14 protein-coding genes and 15 pseudogenes are annotated in these 15477 nt (G+C 50.8%); 20 read left to right on the top strand and 9 right to left on the bottom strand.

Features of this window, described 5'->3' with window-relative positions; all coding sequences use genetic code 11:
- Nucleotides 1–68: 68 nt before the first annotated feature.
- The 5 genes and pseudogenes from ACXAC4_RS17880 to ACXAC4_RS17860 all read left to right on the top strand — a co-directional run.
- Nucleotides 69–674: pseudogene (locus ACXAC4_RS17880) on the top strand (aldehyde dehydrogenase family protein); the annotation flags it as partial.
- Nucleotides 675–871: 197 nt separating this feature from the next.
- Nucleotides 872–1114 carry a hypothetical protein gene (locus tag ACXAC4_RS17875; protein ID WP_475164254.1) on the top strand — a complete coding sequence of 81 codons (243 nt, stop codon included), beginning with the start codon at nucleotides 872–874 and terminating at the stop codon, nucleotides 1112–1114.
- 128 nt (nucleotides 1115–1242) lie between these two features.
- The gene (locus ACXAC4_RS17870; protein WP_475164250.1) at nucleotides 1243–1392 is read left to right on the top strand and encodes a hypothetical protein; all 150 of its coding nucleotides are present in this window, start codon (nucleotides 1243–1245) and stop codon (nucleotides 1390–1392) included.
- Nucleotides 1393–1463: 71 nt separating this feature from the next.
- Nucleotides 1464–1924 (top strand): annotated as a pseudogene (locus ACXAC4_RS17865) (hypothetical protein).
- Between the two features lie 20 nt (nucleotides 1925–1944).
- Nucleotides 1945–2148: pseudogene (locus ACXAC4_RS17860) on the top strand (hypothetical protein).
- A 251-nt stretch (nucleotides 2149–2399) separates the two neighbouring features.
- On the opposite strand, the gene ACXAC4_RS17855 reads toward ACXAC4_RS17860, so the two are convergent.
- The 4 genes and pseudogenes from ACXAC4_RS17855 to rhlB all read right to left on the bottom strand — a co-directional run bounded on the left by ACXAC4_RS17855 (nucleotide 2400) and on the right by rhlB (nucleotide 6392).
- Nucleotides 2400–2567: a hypothetical protein gene (locus ACXAC4_RS17855; RefSeq protein ID WP_475164248.1), complete on the bottom strand. Its 168-nt coding sequence runs from the start codon at nucleotides 2565–2567 to the stop codon at nucleotides 2400–2402.
- Nucleotides 2568–2905: 338 nt separating this feature from the next.
- Entirely contained in the window at nucleotides 2906–3094 is a 189-nt protein-coding gene (locus tag ACXAC4_RS17850; RefSeq protein WP_475164245.1) for a hypothetical protein, read from the bottom strand.
- A gap of 456 nt (nucleotides 3095–3550) precedes the next feature.
- Nucleotides 3551–5099 (bottom strand): annotated as a pseudogene (gene gppA, locus ACXAC4_RS17845) (guanosine-5'-triphosphate,3'-diphosphate diphosphatase).
- Nucleotides 5100–5109: 10 nt separating this feature from the next.
- A pseudogene (gene rhlB / locus ACXAC4_RS17840) lies at nucleotides 5110–6392 on the bottom strand (ATP-dependent RNA helicase RhlB).
- A gap of 103 nt (nucleotides 6393–6495) precedes the next feature.
- On the opposite strand from rhlB, the pseudogene trxA reads away from it, so the two are divergent.
- The 3 pseudogenes from trxA to ACXAC4_RS17825 form a co-directional block, all read left to right on the top strand.
- Nucleotides 6496–6810: pseudogene (gene trxA / locus ACXAC4_RS17835) on the top strand (thioredoxin TrxA); the annotation flags it as partial.
- A 199-nt stretch (nucleotides 6811–7009) separates the two neighbouring features.
- Nucleotides 7010–8276 (top strand): annotated as a pseudogene (gene rho, locus ACXAC4_RS17830) (transcription termination factor Rho).
- Between the two features lie 108 nt (nucleotides 8277–8384).
- A pseudogene (locus ACXAC4_RS17825) lies at nucleotides 8385–8545 on the top strand (3-octaprenyl-4-hydroxybenzoate decarboxylase); the annotation flags it as partial.
- 72 nt (nucleotides 8546–8617) lie between these two features.
- On the opposite strand, the pseudogene ACXAC4_RS17820 reads toward ACXAC4_RS17825, so the two are convergent.
- The 5 genes and pseudogenes from ACXAC4_RS17820 to ACXAC4_RS17800 form a co-directional block, all read right to left on the bottom strand.
- Nucleotides 8618–9204 (bottom strand): annotated as a pseudogene (locus ACXAC4_RS17820) (phosphoenolpyruvate carboxykinase (ATP)).
- A gap of 35 nt (nucleotides 9205–9239) precedes the next feature.
- On the bottom strand, nucleotides 9240–9368 hold the full coding sequence (locus ACXAC4_RS17815) for a phosphoenolpyruvate carboxykinase (ATP) (protein WP_475164259.1): 129 nt from the start codon (nucleotides 9366–9368) through the stop codon (nucleotides 9240–9242).
- Nucleotides 9311–9604 (bottom strand): annotated as a pseudogene (locus ACXAC4_RS17810) (phosphoenolpyruvate carboxykinase (ATP)); the annotation flags it as partial. The pseudogene ACXAC4_RS17810 and the gene ACXAC4_RS17815, both read right to left, overlap by 58 nt.
- Nucleotides 9594–9794, bottom strand: a pseudogene (locus tag ACXAC4_RS17805) (phosphoenolpyruvate carboxykinase (ATP)); the annotation flags it as partial. The pseudogenes ACXAC4_RS17805 and ACXAC4_RS17810, both read right to left, overlap by 11 nt.
- The gene (locus tag ACXAC4_RS17800; protein WP_475164243.1) at nucleotides 9778–10092 is read right to left on the bottom strand and encodes a phosphoenolpyruvate carboxykinase (ATP); all 315 of its coding nucleotides are present in this window, start codon (nucleotides 10090–10092) and stop codon (nucleotides 9778–9780) included. The pseudogene ACXAC4_RS17805 and the gene ACXAC4_RS17800, both read right to left, overlap by 17 nt.
- A 247-nt stretch (nucleotides 10093–10339) precedes the next feature.
- Between ACXAC4_RS17800 and ACXAC4_RS17795 the strand changes: the two are divergent.
- The 12 genes and pseudogenes from ACXAC4_RS17795 (at nucleotide 10340) to ACXAC4_RS17740 (ending at nucleotide 15469) form a co-directional block, all read left to right on the top strand.
- Nucleotides 10340–11072: pseudogene (locus ACXAC4_RS17795) on the top strand (response regulator transcription factor).
- 9 nt (nucleotides 11073–11081) lie between these two features.
- Nucleotides 11082–11423 (top strand): annotated as a pseudogene (locus ACXAC4_RS17790) (sensor N-terminal transmembrane domain-containing protein); the annotation flags it as partial.
- A 91-nt stretch (nucleotides 11424–11514) separates the two neighbouring features.
- Nucleotides 11515–11679, top strand: a pseudogene (locus tag ACXAC4_RS17785) (stimulus-sensing domain-containing protein); the annotation flags it as partial.
- Nucleotides 11680–11746: 67 nt separating this feature from the next.
- Nucleotides 11747–11956 (top strand): stimulus-sensing domain-containing protein, encoded by a 210-nt coding sequence (locus ACXAC4_RS17780; protein WP_475164241.1) that lies wholly within the window; start codon nucleotides 11747–11749, stop codon nucleotides 11954–11956.
- Nucleotides 11901–12524 carry a histidine kinase dimerization/phospho-acceptor domain-containing protein gene (locus tag ACXAC4_RS17775; protein WP_475164239.1) on the top strand — a complete coding sequence of 208 codons (624 nt, stop codon included), beginning with the start codon at nucleotides 11901–11903 and terminating at the stop codon, nucleotides 12522–12524. Before ACXAC4_RS17780 ends, ACXAC4_RS17775 begins: the two co-directional genes overlap by 56 nt.
- Nucleotides 12525–12609: 85 nt before the next feature.
- Nucleotides 12610–12939: an ATP-binding protein gene (locus tag ACXAC4_RS17770; RefSeq protein WP_475164237.1), complete on the top strand. Its 330-nt coding sequence runs from the start codon at nucleotides 12610–12612 to the stop codon at nucleotides 12937–12939.
- The gene (locus tag ACXAC4_RS17765) at nucleotides 12939–13397 is read left to right on the top strand and encodes an HPr kinase/phosphorylase (RefSeq protein ID WP_475041573.1); all 459 of its coding nucleotides are present in this window, start codon (nucleotides 12939–12941) and stop codon (nucleotides 13395–13397) included. Before ACXAC4_RS17770 ends, ACXAC4_RS17765 begins: the two co-directional genes overlap by 1 nt.
- 39 nt (nucleotides 13398–13436) lie before the next feature.
- On the top strand, nucleotides 13437–13919 hold the full coding sequence (locus tag ACXAC4_RS17760; protein WP_475164234.1) for a PTS sugar transporter subunit IIA: 483 nt from the start codon (nucleotides 13437–13439) through the stop codon (nucleotides 13917–13919).
- A 14-nt stretch (nucleotides 13920–13933) separates the two neighbouring features.
- On the top strand, nucleotides 13934–14209 hold the full coding sequence (locus ACXAC4_RS17755; protein WP_475041566.1) for an HPr family phosphocarrier protein: 276 nt from the start codon (nucleotides 13934–13936) through the stop codon (nucleotides 14207–14209).
- Nucleotides 14210–14343: 134 nt separating this feature from the next.
- Entirely contained in the window at nucleotides 14344–14739 is a 396-nt protein-coding gene (locus tag ACXAC4_RS17750) for an adenosylhomocysteinase (RefSeq protein ID WP_475164229.1), read from the top strand.
- Nucleotides 14693–14794 (top strand): hypothetical protein, encoded by a 102-nt coding sequence (locus tag ACXAC4_RS17745; protein ID WP_475164257.1) that lies wholly within the window; start codon nucleotides 14693–14695, stop codon nucleotides 14792–14794. Before ACXAC4_RS17750 ends, ACXAC4_RS17745 begins: the two co-directional genes overlap by 47 nt.
- A 153-nt stretch (nucleotides 14795–14947) precedes the next feature.
- Nucleotides 14948–15469: pseudogene (locus ACXAC4_RS17740) on the top strand (adenosylhomocysteinase).
- Nucleotides 15470–15477: the final 8 nt, after the last annotated feature.

Below are 15477 nucleotides of genomic sequence, written 5' to 3'. Positions count from 1 at the left end.
ATGTTATGTTAGCACTTGAGCATATATAAGGTTAACGACGGTTGATTACATCTACACCAACGCCTGATATCATGCCAGATGCGTCAAAAGCACAAACAGTGAATAACCTAGTTGGTGCATCAGTAGGTGCTGGTGGCCAACGTTGTATGGGTATTTCGGTGGCAGTATTTGTTGGTTCATCAAAAGAGTGGGTAGAAGACATTAAGAAAGGTTTCGAAGGCGTACGCCCAGGTCTTTGGAACGACCCTGAAGCGGCTTATGGCCCGCAAACAACACCTCAAGCAAAACAGCGTATTCTTTCACTTATTCAAAGCGGTAAAGATCAAGGTGCAACCTGTTTAGTTGATGGTTCAGACTATACTGTTGAAGGCTATGAAGCTGGTAACTGGGTTGGCCCGACGCTATTTACAGATGTGACTGAAGAGATGGAAATCTACAAAGAAGAAATCTTTGGTCCAGTTTTAAGCTGTGTATTCGTTGACACGCTAGACGAAGCAATCGCGCTAATTAACCGTAACCCATATGGTAACGGTACGTCTTTATTTACAGCAAGCGGTGCAGCAGCACGTAAATTCCAACAGCAAATCGAAGTAGGTCAAGTAGGTATTAATATTCCAATTCCTGTGCCACTGCCTTTCTTCTCATTCACAGGTTGGAAAAACTCTTTCTACGGAGGTGCTGTGTAAGAGGTGAATCTAACCGTCGTTAACCTTAGCAATATGGTAATGTTTTACGTCTTACTCGTTCAGTTACGTATTGCTAAGGTTAACTTTCGTTGTTGACTCGACGGTAGCAGCACCTGCCAAAATATAAAAGACCCTGAGCACAGACTTGCTTGTTACGACCGGGCAGTTTCAAAGTAAGCAAAAGCGTGAATCATCAGTTAAAAAAGCACAACCTTCATCCCAATCACAACATCCCCCAATTCAATCTCTCTCCGCAAATATTCTTTACTGCAAAAAAACGTAAGCGTGGAGAATGGGAGTTGCTATTGGATAATGGACAAAGATGGCTGCAAATTGACACTGATTATATTCAATTGAAAGCTGGCCAAGTGGTGACAATTCGAGCGGGTGCTTATGCCAGGGTTTTACTTGAAAGTCGAAGGCGCTAACCGACAAGTTTCAGTCAAACGAATTTAATCGTTCTTAATCTATTGCAAGAAAAATAAAGGGAGAGTCGTCATGACGCAAGTATCTGCAGGCTTGTATCCATTTACGCGTATGAGACGCGCCCGGAGCAGTGAATTTTACGCGTCGCTTGATTGCGGAAAACCGTTTGTCCGTCGATGATTTGATATACCCTGTTTTTGTATTGGAAGGGAAGCAAAGGCGTGAAACCGTCGAATCAATGCCAGGGATTGAACGTCTCTCTATCGATAATTTACTTTAAAGAAGCGGAAGAACTTGTACGTTGGGATCCCAGCCGTCGCTCTATTCCTGTGACACCAGGAGAAAAAGTCTTTGCTCGCAGAGGAAGCTTTCCATGAAGATGGACTTGCGCAAAAAGCAATCCGTGCTTTAAAGGAAGCATTTCCTCAACTTGGTGTGATTTCTGATGTTGCACTGGATCCATTCACAACGCATGGTCAAGATGGCATCATCGATGAAGATGGCTACGTTGTGAATGATGCTACGGTCGACACATCATTAAGCAGGCAATCTCCCATGCGAAAGCTGGTGCTGATATTGTTGCTCCTTCAGATATGATGGATGGCCGTGTTGGCCTTATCCGTGATGCTTTGGAAGAAGAAGGTTATGTGAATACGCAAATTATGGCCTATTCCGCGAAATATGCCTCAAGCTACTATGGTCCTTTTCGGGATGCGGTTGGTAGCGCAAATAACCTGTCAAAAGGCAATAAGAAAAGTTATCAGATGGACCCTGCCAATAGTGACGAAGCACTTCGCGAAATCACGCTCTGATCTGGAAGAAGCGCGCGGATATGGTGATGGTGAAGCCAGGAATGCCTTATTTGGATATTGTTAGTAAGTAAAGAGACTTTTCAGAGTACCCACATTTGCTTATCAGGTCGAGTGGTGAATATGCAATGCATATGGCTGCGATTCAGCAGGGTTGGTTAGATGAAGAAGCCGTGATTATGGAGTCCCTGAGTTGCTTTAAGCGTGCAGGGGCTGACAGTATATAACTACTTGCGAAGCATGCAGCACGATATATCCGTCAACAAGGTTGATTTTTAGTTTGTCTGAGGGGGCGTTGCGTCCCTTCATTCCAGGTATTTAAAACCGTTGCTTCAAAAAGACGTATGCATATGCGTGATGCTGATATTATCTTTCCTCATCTTATCTGCGATGCGACATTCATACTCCTCATAGATTTCTGATGCGTGATCTTTGACGCTTTCTAAAGCTTCATCCTGTTGTGACTTTGTCTTTAATTTCATCGTGTTCGATCAGCTTTTTTGTGATTGCGAATGTTTGCTTCTGCCAGCTCTTTTTTTACCTCATTTTTTATCTGCTCAACTTTTTTCTTTTCAAAAATCTTATAGGTGAAACGAACTTGAATAAAACCTACAACCATGATCAAAACTATAAATAGCATTAGCATGGGTTAAACCCTTTTAAATACTTTTGTAGAGGTTTTGCTGCGAAGACATAGAAAACCGAATATAACAGACAAAAAGTGACACAAAGATCAGCGCGAGGACACTATATTGATAAATCTCTGGCAGAATGTTTGTTTTAAAGATAACGCGATCGCATAGTCTGGCGACTTGCATGATTGTGAAAACAAGGTAGATAACGGCGATAAAGCATGTCGTTCCTGATACTTGAGTTTGACTGACCAAGTGAAGTTGATAAAGGCAGTACGTTGCAGACATATTAATGAAGGATAATGTGATATACCAAAGGAAAATAGAAACTTTTTTATAGTGTGTTGCGAGCTCAATCAGATGATAACTGGCAAGTTGCATCATTGCCGTTGCGGCAAAAACAATCCCTGATGTCGGCGGTCAAGGGTTGGTGAACGGGATTGATGGCGCCAATTTTAAAGAGAATCAGAAAAAAGAGTCCTCCTTGGAGGATGACATTCATATTTCCAAAAGTAAAAAGCGACTTTTCAATTTCCTCCATTCCATTCCTCTTTGGAAATATATTCAGGAACTGTGACTTTTCTTTGAACAGTATTCTTTGGAACGACTTTGATACTCGGCGTGGGTGATTTGATCATATATCATTGCTTTTTCTCTTCCTTGGAGTTGGAATGACAAAGAGTATCGTTTTCTGCTCAATAGGTTGCTTCTCTTGACTGATTACCTCACATGAGGATGTCATTAATCTTTTCCCTCATGCTTTTTTCCATTTTCTATGCGTATTTTTGGGGATCCATTCATTTCACTCATCAAACTAAAGGATGTTTTTTTAGAAGTAGTTAAAAACCCATTCCTTATAGCTTAAGTTATTGATTTAAAAAATATTAAAAGATAAAAGTAAAAGCTTTTTGAATTAGGAAGTTAATACTATATGATTAAATCGAAAGAAATGTAGTATGAGCTTAGCCCCATACTACTTTATTGGATGGAAGCAGCATTAAGATGATGACTGAGTCAAATGCTTCCTCGGAGTGTGACAAGACAGGATTGCGTCCATTTGAAGAAGCCAACCGCAGTTTTTTTGGTACTGAATTTCTTGTTCTAATTCAGCCTTTGGTCAGCGGGTGTTGTTCAAGCCAGTCCAGATCAATGCTGACGGTGAGTTCATCATCTATCACTGATAACTTAGCTTTCGGAAGTACTTCATCTGTGGCGTCTAAGAGAAAGCAGAACTGCGAGCCTTAGAATCCGTGTTAACCGACCAGCGAGCAATGGTGAAGTCATTGTTTGTCGGTCAACAATTTCTCTTGCAATATCCTGTCGATGGTTATGAACAAGTGCGATCAGTAGTTTATGTTGTGCACGTGTAAATCCAGGCATATCCGTATTTTCGAGATATATGCAGCATGGTGCTGATGTTTCTTATAATGGATTAACAAGCCTAATTCATGGAGTTGTGCAGATGCACTTAATCCGTCAATCCCATCAAAATCTGACAGCGCCCACTGTGCATTCACCTGATAAGCGAGTTGGCAAGCAGAGATTCGAAACCCGCTTGGCTTGATGCTTGTCCAGATGATAACGGATCAGAAGACTGCTGAGCGTTCTTTCTCGGATATTCCGCTGCTGAAGTTTAGGCAGCATGCTGTAGAGGAGGCCTTCTCGAAGTGCGCCTCCTGACAATGTCATTCCCTGAATATTCAAGCGCTCAAAAATTGCAATGAGGATAGCGAGGCCGCTTGCAAAAACGAGTTTTCTTCTTCAGACAGCCCTTGGATATTGAGCCTGTCGATATGCCCGCAAGCAATCGCCTGTTCTTTGATTAAGTGAAGGCGCTCAAGGGTGATGACTTCATCGAATCCCTGTGCAATGAGGATTTCTTGAAGTGCCTGAACACTTCCGGAAGCACCGACAGCACTGGACCATCCAGCATCCACAAACTCATCGACATAAGGTGAAAGGACTTCCCTTGCCGCTTGTGTTGCTTCTGAAAAAGCTTGCTCTGTCAGTTTGTAATCTGGAAAGAACTTGCTCAAGGAAAGTGACACAGCCAATATCTAAGCTTTGTAGTGCGAGAGGCTCGAACTTGTAACCAACAATCACTTGCAGTACTTGCGCCACCAATATCGACGACAATGCGATTATCAGCAGAAGAAGATGTATGCGCGACACCAAGATAAATTGTTTTCGCTTCATCTTCACCAGTGATGATTTGAATGGGGTGCTTGAGGATTGACTCTGCTTTTCAGGAATCCGGAGACATTTTCTGCAAGTCGTAATGTTGCAGTCCCAACAATCACAATATTTTCTGAAGGAATATCCTGTAGTTGCTCAGAAAATAAGGAAAGACACTCCCACCCTCTTTCCATTGCGACTTGGCTGAGTTGATTGTGAGCATCGAGGCCGGAAGCAAGGCGTACTTTTCGCTTGACGCGACTGATCACCTGAACGCTGCCAGCGACAATTTTCACCATTTTCATATGAAAAGAGTTGGAGCCTAAATCAATGACTGCGTAAATATCTTGATGTAGCCTTTTTCGATTCACCGTATTTTACCTATCTTTGACGTTTACGGTGTCGATTTTGTGAGTTGGGGTGACGGCGATTTTGATCGACGCAGGCGTTTTGTTCGCGCTGTTCGATGGCGTTGAAACTTTGGTGGTTCAATATCCATCGATTAATGCGTCTCGATACATATCCCATCGCTGGGATTACATGCCCAATGTACTCTTCGATTGCTGGTAAGTTATAGACATAACTCTCACAGGCAAAACTGATTGCTAATCCACTTTGTCCAGCGCGTCCTGTCCGCCCGATACGGTGAACATAGTCTTCAGGATCGTCTGGTAAGTCATAGTTAAAGACGTGTGTCACTTTTGGAATATGAAGTCCACGTGCGGCAACATCTGTTGCAACGAGAATGTCCAAGTGACCCGCGGTGAATTGCTCTAGAATGCGAATACGTTTCTTTTGTGGAACGTCACCAGTCAGTAGTCCGACGCGGTGCTTACTCGGAATCAGCCACTGGTAGACTTCTTCACATGCATGTTTTGTGTTTGTAAAAACAATGGCTTTTTCAGGCCACTCCTCTTCCATTAATGTGAGTAGCAAAGGCATTTTATCATCCGCTGAAGGATGAAAAATTTCTTCTAAAATGCGTTTGTTTGTCATGCTCTGTGGTTCGATATGAACATGTTCTGGTTGATTCATATGCTCGTAAGCAAGCTCCTGCACACGTAATGATAAAGTTGCAGAATAAAGCATGTTCAATCGCTGCTCAGGCGGTGGCATTCTTCTGAAAATATAACGAATGTCTTTGATGAAACCCAAATCAAACATCCGATCGGCTTCATCAAGGACGACAACTTCGATGTGATTCAGTGAGTAAGCTTTTTGTTTGTAGAAGTCGATGAGACGTCCGGTTGTACCAATAAGAATATCAATTGAATTTTCCTGGAGCTTTCGGCGTTAATCTTCGTAATTCTCGCCCCCATATACCAGTCCTAATTCAATCCCTGTTGCTTGAGAAAGCTGTTTTGCGTCATTATATATCTGAATAGCCAACTCACGCGTTGGTGCCATGATAAGTGCTCTTGGGCCATTCGTCGCAACAGCTTTTTGAGTTAATAGTTGATGGAACGTTGCGGTAAGAAACGCAATGGTTTTACCTGTTCCCGTTTGTGCTTGCCCTGCAACGTCACCACCATCTAAGGCATGAGCAGGCTAAGCACCTGAATTGGAGTACATTTATCAAACCCCATTGCCTGAAGGCCCGATATCACTTGTGGTGAAATTGGGAGTTCGGCAAACTTTTTGTCGGTTAAGTGTGTTTCGCTCATGGGGCTAAGGATAACTTGTAAACTTTGCAATAAGGAACAGGATCACGTAAATACCCTTATATTAGTGTGCATAAAATGAGATTATGCCGTTCGGAGAATGAAGATGAGCGATAAAATAGTTGAGCTAAGCGATGACCGCTTTGAAGCTGATGTACTCAGTGCAGATAAACCAGTTTTAGTTGATTTTTGGGCCCCTTGGTGTGGACCTTGTAAGCTAATTGCTCCACTTCTTGATGAAGTTGCAGAAGAGTTTGCAGATAAATTAACAATCGGAAAACTCAATATCGATGATAACAATGCAACACCTGCAAAGTTTGGTGTTCGTGGTATTCCGACACTGGTTCTATTTAAAAATGGTGAGGCTGCTGCAACGAAAGTTGGTGCAATGTCGAAAAATCAATTGGTTGATTTTCTACAACGAGAACCTATAATCTCCCCCCCAAGGAAATCAGGAATGGTGTATTTTTCACCTTTCCTGACATTAAATCTGGACGGACTCGTGGTTAGCTGCTAACTTATAGCTCGGATGACCATTCTGCTTTGCTGTTCACGAAGTCAATTTCCCTAACCTTTTTCGAGATAATCTCTACCGCAAGAAATATTTAAGACCCACCGTTATGCATTTAAGAGAACTGAAGAATAAAACGATTAATGAGTTGGTCAGCTTGGCCAAAAAATGGGCCTTGAGAATGTTGCCCGCTTACGCAAACAAGATATAATTTTCGCAATTCTAAAAGCCCACGCTAAAAGTGGTGAAGACATCTATGGTGATGGCGTTTTAGAAATTTTGCAGGATGGATTTGGTTTCCTTCGTTCATCTGACTCTTCTTATCTTGCAGGCCCTGATGACATATACGTTTCTCCCAGCCAGATCAGGAGATTTAGCCTGCGAACGGGTGATACGATTTCTGGTATCATTCGTCCACCAAAAGAAGGTGAACGTTATTTTGCACTATTGAAAGTCAACGAAGTCAACTTCGGAAAGCCGGAAAGTGCAAGAACCAAAATTCTGTTTGAAAACCTAACACCACTGCATGCCAATGATCGTCTCGTTATGGAACGCGGCAATGGCAGTACAGAAGACATCACAGCGCGTATTCTGACCTTGCTTCACCAATTGGTAAAGGTCAACGTGCATTGCTGGTTGCACCGCCAAAAGCGGGTAAGACGATGTTGCTGCAAAATATTGCGCAATCCATCGCTGCGAACCATCCAGAATGTCAGCTCATGGTACTTCTGATTGACGAGCGTCCAGAAGAAGTCACTGAGATGCAACGTCTTGTCTCTGGTGAAGTTATCGCATCTACATTTGATGAACCAGCAAGCCGTCACGTACAAGTTGCTGAAATGGTCATTGAAAAGGCGAAGCGACTTGTTGAGCATAAAAAGGATGTTGTCATCCTTCTTGACTCAATTACGCGTCTTGCTCGTGCGTACAACACCGTGATCCCATCTTCAGGTAAAGTCCTGACTGGTGGTGTTGATGCAAATGCGCTACATAAACCAAAGCGCTTTTTCGGTGCTGCACGGAATGTTGAAGAAGGTGGTAGCTTGACGATTATCGCAACAGCGCTGATTGATACAGGTTCGAAGATGGATGAAGTCATCTACGAAGAGTTCAAAGGAACAGGTAACCTTGAGTTACACCTGAATCGTAAGATTGCTGAAAAGCGCGTCTTCCCTGCGATTGACTTCAACCGCTCTGGTACGCGTCGTGAGGAGCTTCTGACTTCTAGTGAAGAGCTTCAGAAGATGTGGATCCTGAGAAAGATTGTCCATGATATGGGCGAAATTGATGCAATGGAATTTTTGATTGATAAATTGGCGATGACCAAAACCAATGATGAATTCTTTGAAGCGATGAAGCGCCAAAAAGGCGGCTAAATGGCTGATGAACCAGCATGCCCTAGAGCCGCATGCTGGTTTTCCCTCCCTTCTCACCGTATAATGCGGCTTCTTTTTCCAATCAATTCAGGCGGGAACGCTTGTACCATGAAATACAAAAATCTCCGAGACTTCATTAAACAGCTGGAAAAAAAGAAGCAGCTGACCCGAATAAACAGCCCATCGATACCAACCTCCAGATGACAGAAATTGCTGATCGGACTTTAAAAATGTCTGGCCCGGCGTTGTTATTTGAAAATCCGAAAGGTAGGTGCTGCTACCGTCGAGTCAACAACGAAAGTTAACCTTAGCAATACGTAATTTGTACGTAGTTACTTCGTTCAGTTACGTATTGCTAAGGTTAAGATGTAGAGGGTACGGTTTGAGGCCAGCACCTGCATCCGCTTGCCGACCCCGTAGGCGCCGCCCGTCCAGCCCGTATTGACGAGCCAGCAGTCGACGTTGTGGCGGTCGATCAGGTCACGCAGCAGATTACCGTATTCCGCCGGATGACGCGGCATGAACGGTGCTCCGAAGCAGGTCGAGAAGGTGGCTTCCGGCTCCGTTACGCCTTCTCCGTGCCAGCAACCTTGGCGGTGTAGCCGGAGAGGAAATGATACATGGCCTGCTCCGGCGTGAGCCTTGCGATCGGCGGCATGACACCGAAAGCGTCTGCCGTCAGCATGATGATCGTCTTCGGATGGGGTGCGATGCCGGTTGCCGATGCGTTGGGGATGAAGTGCAGCGGGTAGGCGGAGCGTGTGTTCTCCGTCAGCGAAGCGTCGTCGAAATCGGGGATCCGGTTCTCGTCGAGAACGACGTTCTCCAGAACCGTGCCGAAGCGGCGTGTAGCGGCGTAGATTTCCGGCTCGGCTTCAGCCGAGAGGCGGATCGCCTTCGCATAGCAGCCACCTTCAAAGTTGAAGATGCCGCTCTCGCCCCAGCCATGTTCGTCGTCGCCGATCAGAGGTGCGTTTCGGATCCGCCGAAAGCGTGGTCTTGCCGGTGCGACAGGCCGAAGAAAACGGCTGCGTCACCCGTCGGGCCAACATTGGCAGAGCAGTGCATCGGCATGACGTGCTTGGCGGGCAGCGGATGAGTTCAGGACCGTGAACACTGACTTTCTTGTTTTCGCCGGCATAGGACGTGCCGCCAATCAGAACGATACCACGCCGCAGATCGCAGGCGATGACGGTTTCGGTCCGGCAGCCGTGGCGGGCGGGATCTGCTCGGAAGCTCGGCAGGTTGATGATGGTGAGCTTCTGGACGAAGGTCTCGAGCGAGGCCCTGGTTGGCCGGATGCAGCAGATTGCGGATGAATAACGCATGCCAGGCAAGTTCGGTGATCACCCGGGTCGGCAGGGCGTTCTCCGGATCGGCACCGCCAATGAGATCCTGCACGTAAAGCGTCTTTCCGGCCGCATGCGCCAGCATGTCCTTATGAAGAACCTCGAAGCGCTCCGGTGACATCGGCTTGTTGTTGTCCCACCAGATCAAATCTTCAGTGGTCTCGTCGCGAACGACGAACTCTGTCCTTCGGCGAGCGCCCGGTGTGCTGACCGGTCACGGCACGCAATGCACCGTCGGCCGTCCAGTTTGCCGCCTCACGATTGCGGATCGCCTCTTCGTAGAGTTCCGTCTCCGAGAAGTTGTAGTTGGCGCGGGAGACATCGGTGAGGCCGATGGTCGAGATCCCGTTGGACGGGATTGTAAAGCCCGAGCTCCTGCATGCGCCTTCCTTCCCTTGGCGTTGATCTGTCGGACCAACTAGACCCGAGCATCGGAAAGAGCAAGAGCGCGAAGCGTCGAAATGCATAATGATATCAATATATTAATCGATTTAAAAAAATCTATTTCGGATTAAATCGGGTTAGGGACCTTTTACAATCTCTTCCGGAACTGCACCTTTCTAGGCAACGCTGGGGCGTTGCAATCGGTTCTGTAACCTCTATCTTTGCCACAATTTGTTCCAGCTTTATACTCACAACGCGCATCGGCGTTCGCCATACCTGGCTGGGGTAGACAGCAGGAGATGCGCAAAGATGGTGATGGAGACGGAGAGCATGCAGACAATCGCGCTCGTGGACGACGATCGCAACATTCTCACATCGGTGTCGATCGCGCTGGAAGCCGAAGGCTACAAGGTGGAGACCTATACCGATGGAGCGTCGGCCCTCGACGGAAACTCCTCGGGCGGCCGCCGCAGCTTGCGATCTTCGATATCAAGATGCCGCGCATGGACGGCATGGAGCTGTTGCGCCGGCTGCGGCAGAAATCGGACATTCCCGTGATCTTCCTCGCGTCGAAGGACGAGGAGATCGACGAGCTCTTCGGCCTGAAGATCGGTGCCGACGACTTCGTCGCCGAAGCCTTTCTGCACAGCGTCTCCTGGTCGAGCGTGTCAAGGCTATCCTTCGCCGCGCCAGCGCGCGGGAAAACGCCGGCGCCGGCGGGGCCATCAAGGCCGGATCCGACGCGCAGCAGGCGCGGACGCTGGAGCGCGGGCAGCTGGCCATGGATCAGGAGCGGCATACCTGCACCTGGAAGGGTGAACCGGTGACCCTGACGGTGACGGAGTTTCTCATCCTTCATTCGCTTGCCCAGCGCCCCGGCGTGGTGAAGAGCCGCGACGCGCTGATGGATGCCGCTTATGACGAGCAGGTCTATGTGGACGACCGCACGATCGACAGCCACATCAAGCGCCTGCGCAAGAAGTTCAAGAAGATGGTTGACGGCGACTTCGATATGATCGAAACGCTCTACGGCGTCGGCTATCGCTTCCGAGAAGCTGCATAAGCGCCCGGCATGAAGACGCGCTCCCGATCGGCGCAGAGCCGGTCCTGCGAAGAGGAGAAAGGACGTTTGGTGGCAGATCGACTGCTTGAAGAGGACATGGCGAACAGGGTCGAGACGGAGGAAAGTGCCTCTTCCGCGCGGCTCTGGTCGCACCCGTTCACTCTGATCCGTCGGGTCTTCGGGCATGCGGTGTTCTCCAGCCTTACCCGCCGCATCCTGTTCTTCAACATTGCGGCGACCGTCGTCCTCGTCGGCGGCATCCTTTATCTAAACCAGTTCCGCGAAGGCCTGATCGACGCGCGCGTCGAGAGCCTGCTGACACAGGGCGAAATCATCGCCGGCGCGATCTCGGCCTCCGCCTCGGTCGACACCAACTCGATCACGATTGATCCGGAAAAGCTGCTGGAGCTGCAGGCGGGCCAGAGCATCACGCCGGTGCCGAATGACGAGGATCTCGACTTCCCGATCAGATCCCGATCGTGTTGCCCCGGTTCTGCGGCGGCTGATTTCTCCGACCCGTACCCGTGCACGCCTGTTCGACGCCGACGCCAACCTTCTGCTCGACTCCCGGCATCTTTATTCACGTGGTCAGGTCCTGCGCTACGACCTGCCGCCGGTCGAACAGAGGAGACGACCAGCTGGGGCGACTGGATTCTGGCCGCCTGTTCAACCGCATGCTGCAGCAGCGCAATCTTCCCGTCTACAAGGAAGCGCCGGGCGGCGACGGCTCCATTTACCCGGAGGTCATGAACGCGCTCACTGGCGTGCGCGGTGCCGTCGTGCGCATCGAACGAGAGAGGCGAGCTGATCGTCTCAGTGGCTGTTCCCGTGCAGCGTTTCCGCGCGGTCCTGGGCGTGCTCCTGCTTTCCACGCAGGCCGGTGACATCGACAAGATCGTCCATGCGGAACGTCTGGCAATCATGCGCGTCTTTGGCGTGGCAACGCTCGTCAACATTCTTCTGTCGCTCCTGCTTTCCTCGACAATCGCCAACCCGCTCCGGCGGCTCTCGGCGGCCGCCATCCGCGTGCGGCGCGGTGCCAAGCAGCGTGAGGAGATCCCGGATTTTGCTTATCGTCAGGACGAGATCGGCAATCTTTCCATCGCACTTCGCGAGATGACGACCGCCCTCTACGATCGGATCGACGCGATCGAGAGCTTTGCCGCCGATGTCAGCCATGAGTTGAAGAACCCGCTGACCTCGCTGCGCAGCGCGGTGGAGACGCTGCCGCTGGCAAAATCGGAGGAATCCAAGCAGCGGCTGACAGAGATCATCTTCCACGACGTGCGCCGTCTCGACCGTCTGATCAGCGATATCTCGGATGCCTCCCGCCTCGATGCGGAACTGGCACGCAGCAACTCCACACCCGTCGATATGCAGGTCCTGCTGCACAATATGGTGGAATGTCGCGCCAGATCCGCCAAGGGCGGAAGGTGGTCGACATCGATCTGATCGTCGACAGCGAAGCCGGCAGCGAAAGTCCCGTTCACCGTCTACGGGCATGATCTGCGGCTAGGGCAGATCATCACCAACCTCATTGAGAACGCACGATCCTTCGTTCCGGACGAAGGTCGGCCGGATCCTGATTCGTCTCTTCCGGTCGCGGGGCCGCGTTATCGTTCAGGTGGACGACAATGGCCCAGGCATACAGGCCGAGGATATCGACCGGATCTTCGAACGCTTCTATACGGACCGCCCGGAGGGCGAGAGCTTTGGCCAAAATTCCGGCCTCGGGCTTTCCATCAGCCGCCAGATCGCAGAGGCACATGGCGGCTCGCTCAAGGCGGAAAACATCGTCAATCCGAAGTCTGGAGAGCTCTTCGGCGCCCGCTTCATACTATCGCTCCCGGCCGGTGAGGCCGCCTGATGGCGCCCCGCAACATCCATGCGACTGCCATTGTTGTGGAAGATGTTGGCCTGCTCTTCGTCGGCCCTTCCGGCATCGGCAAGTCTGCCATGGCGCTTCAATGCCTTGCAGCGGCGAAGCGTTCGGGCTGGGGCGCCTCGCTGGTCGCAGATGATCAGATCTTCATTTCCCGACGGAGCGACCAGTTGATCGCCTCCCGTCCAGCGTCCATTGCAGGCCTTATGGAAATTAGGGGCAGCGGAATCGTCCGAGTCCCGAGCGTTGCGGAGGCGGTGCTCCATCTTGCGGTGCTGCTTGTCAATTACCACACTGCGGAGCGCCTGCCCGCTGCCGGCGAGATGTACGATCTGGGGATTGCGGGCTCGCTGCCCCAGATCCGGCTGATGAACAACCACCGGGAGCCTCTGGCGGCGATTGCAGCGCTTCGTCCCGATCTCGGCATACCGACGACGTTGTGACCGGAAGTTTCGGATTTTTAACTTGAACTTCAGTTCTACATGGCGAAGATGCCTTCCCACCGCTGGACGGCCCTTGTGCATTGCGATATGGGCCGCGAGTTTCCGTTGCAGGGGGAATTCATGATCGGAATAGTGCTTGTCACTCATGGCAAGCTGGCTGAGGAATTTCGACATGCCGTCGAGCATGTCGTGGGACCGCAGAGATACATTGAAACGGTCTCCATCGGCCCGGAAGACGACATGGACCAGCGGCGTCAGGACATCCTTGATGCGGTGAAGCTTGCCGAAGACGGCAGCGGCGTCATCATCCTCACGGACATGTTCGGCGGCACGCCCTCCAACCTCGCGATCTCGGTCATGAACAGCGGCCGGGTGGAGGTGATTGCCGGCGTGAACCTGCCGATGCTGATCAAGCTGGCAGGCGTGCGCGGCGACAACGACATGGACCGAGCGTTGGCGGAAGCCTCCGAAGCCGGCCGCAAATATATCAACGTCGCCAGCCGCGTCCTGAGCGGCAAGTAAGTCCGAAAGCCTCCATGTCCTTCCTCACCCGCGAACTCCTCATCATCAATAAGCGGGGACTGCATGCCCGCGCCTCCGCAAAGTTTGTCCAAACCGTTGGCCAGTTTGATGCGCAGGTGACCGTTAGCCGCGACGGCATGACGGTCGGCGGCATGTCCATCATGGGACTGATGATGCTTGCCGCGAGCCCCGGCTGCAGCGTCGAGGTCAGCGCCTCGGGGCCGCAGGCCGTGGAAGCCCTTGATGCCCTGGAACGGCTGATCGCCGAAAAGTTTGGTGAGGACGCTTAACTCAAAAGACATAAAGATATAAAGACTTCTTTATGTCCCGTTGCTTTCCCGGATCATCCCTGATAAACCGGCTCTCGAAATGCGATAGGCGGTGCCAACTCGTCGGCACCCGGAACCTTCAGCTGGAGAGCTTTATGAGCACGGAAAAGGACTACATCGTCGCCGACATCGGGCTTGCCGCCTATGGCCGCAAGGAACTCGACATCGCCGAAACTGAAATGCCCGGCCTGATGGCTTGCCGCGAGGAATTCGGGCAGACCCAGCCGCTGAAGGGCGCTCGCATCTCCGGCTCGCTGCACATGACGATCCAGACGGGCGTGCTGATCGAAACGCTGAAGGCGCTTGGTGCTGACGTTCGCTGGGCGTCCTGCAACATCTTCTCTACCCAGGACCATGCCGCCGCAGCCATCGCTGATGCCGGCATTCCGGTCTTTGCGGTCAAGGGTGAAGTCCTTGACGGAATACTGGGAGTACACCGACAAGATCTTCCAGTGGGCCGATGGCGGCGTGTCCAACATGATCCTCGATGATGGCGGTGACGCCACGCATGTACATCCTGCTCGGCGCCCGTGCCGAAGCCGGTGAAGACGTACTCTCCAATCCTGGCTCGGAAGAAGAAGAGTCCTGTTCGCGCAGATCAAGAAGCGCCTGGCAGGCCTCGCCTGGCTGGTTCACCAAGCAGCGCGATGCTATCAAAGGCGTCACCGGAGGAAACCACCACCGGTGTCCACCGCCTTTATGAACTGCAGCAAGAAGGGCCTGCTGCCCTTCCCGGCCATCAACGTCAATGACTCCGTCACCAAGTCGAAGTTCGACAACAAGTACGGCTGCAAGGAATCGCTCGTCGACGGCATCCGCCGCGGCACCGACGTGATGATGGCGGGCAAAGTCGCTGTCGTTTGCGGCTATGGCGACGTCGGCAAGGGTTCGGCTGCCTCGCTGCGCGGCGCCGGCGCGCGCGTCAAGGTCACCGAAGTCGATCCGATCTGCGCCCTGCAGGCTGCCATGGACGGTTTTGAGGTCGTGACGCATTGAGGACGTCGTCTCGGACGGCGACATCTACGTCACCGCCACCGGCAACAAGGACATCATCACGCTTCGACCACATGCGCGAGCATGAAGGACATGGCGATCGTCGGCAACATCGGCCACTTCGATAACGAGATTCAGGTCGCCTCGCTCCCGGAACCTGAAGTGGACGAACATCAAGAGGATATAGCCTCAAAAACCTGCTGTTCCATCTTCAGCGCGCCCGGGTGATGGACGGA

Source organism: Pseudoalteromonas sp. AWM4_233 (assembly GCF_056158285.1).
Note: the sequence above shows the minus strand (reverse complement) of the source record. Positions and strands in the feature narration are given on the sequence as shown.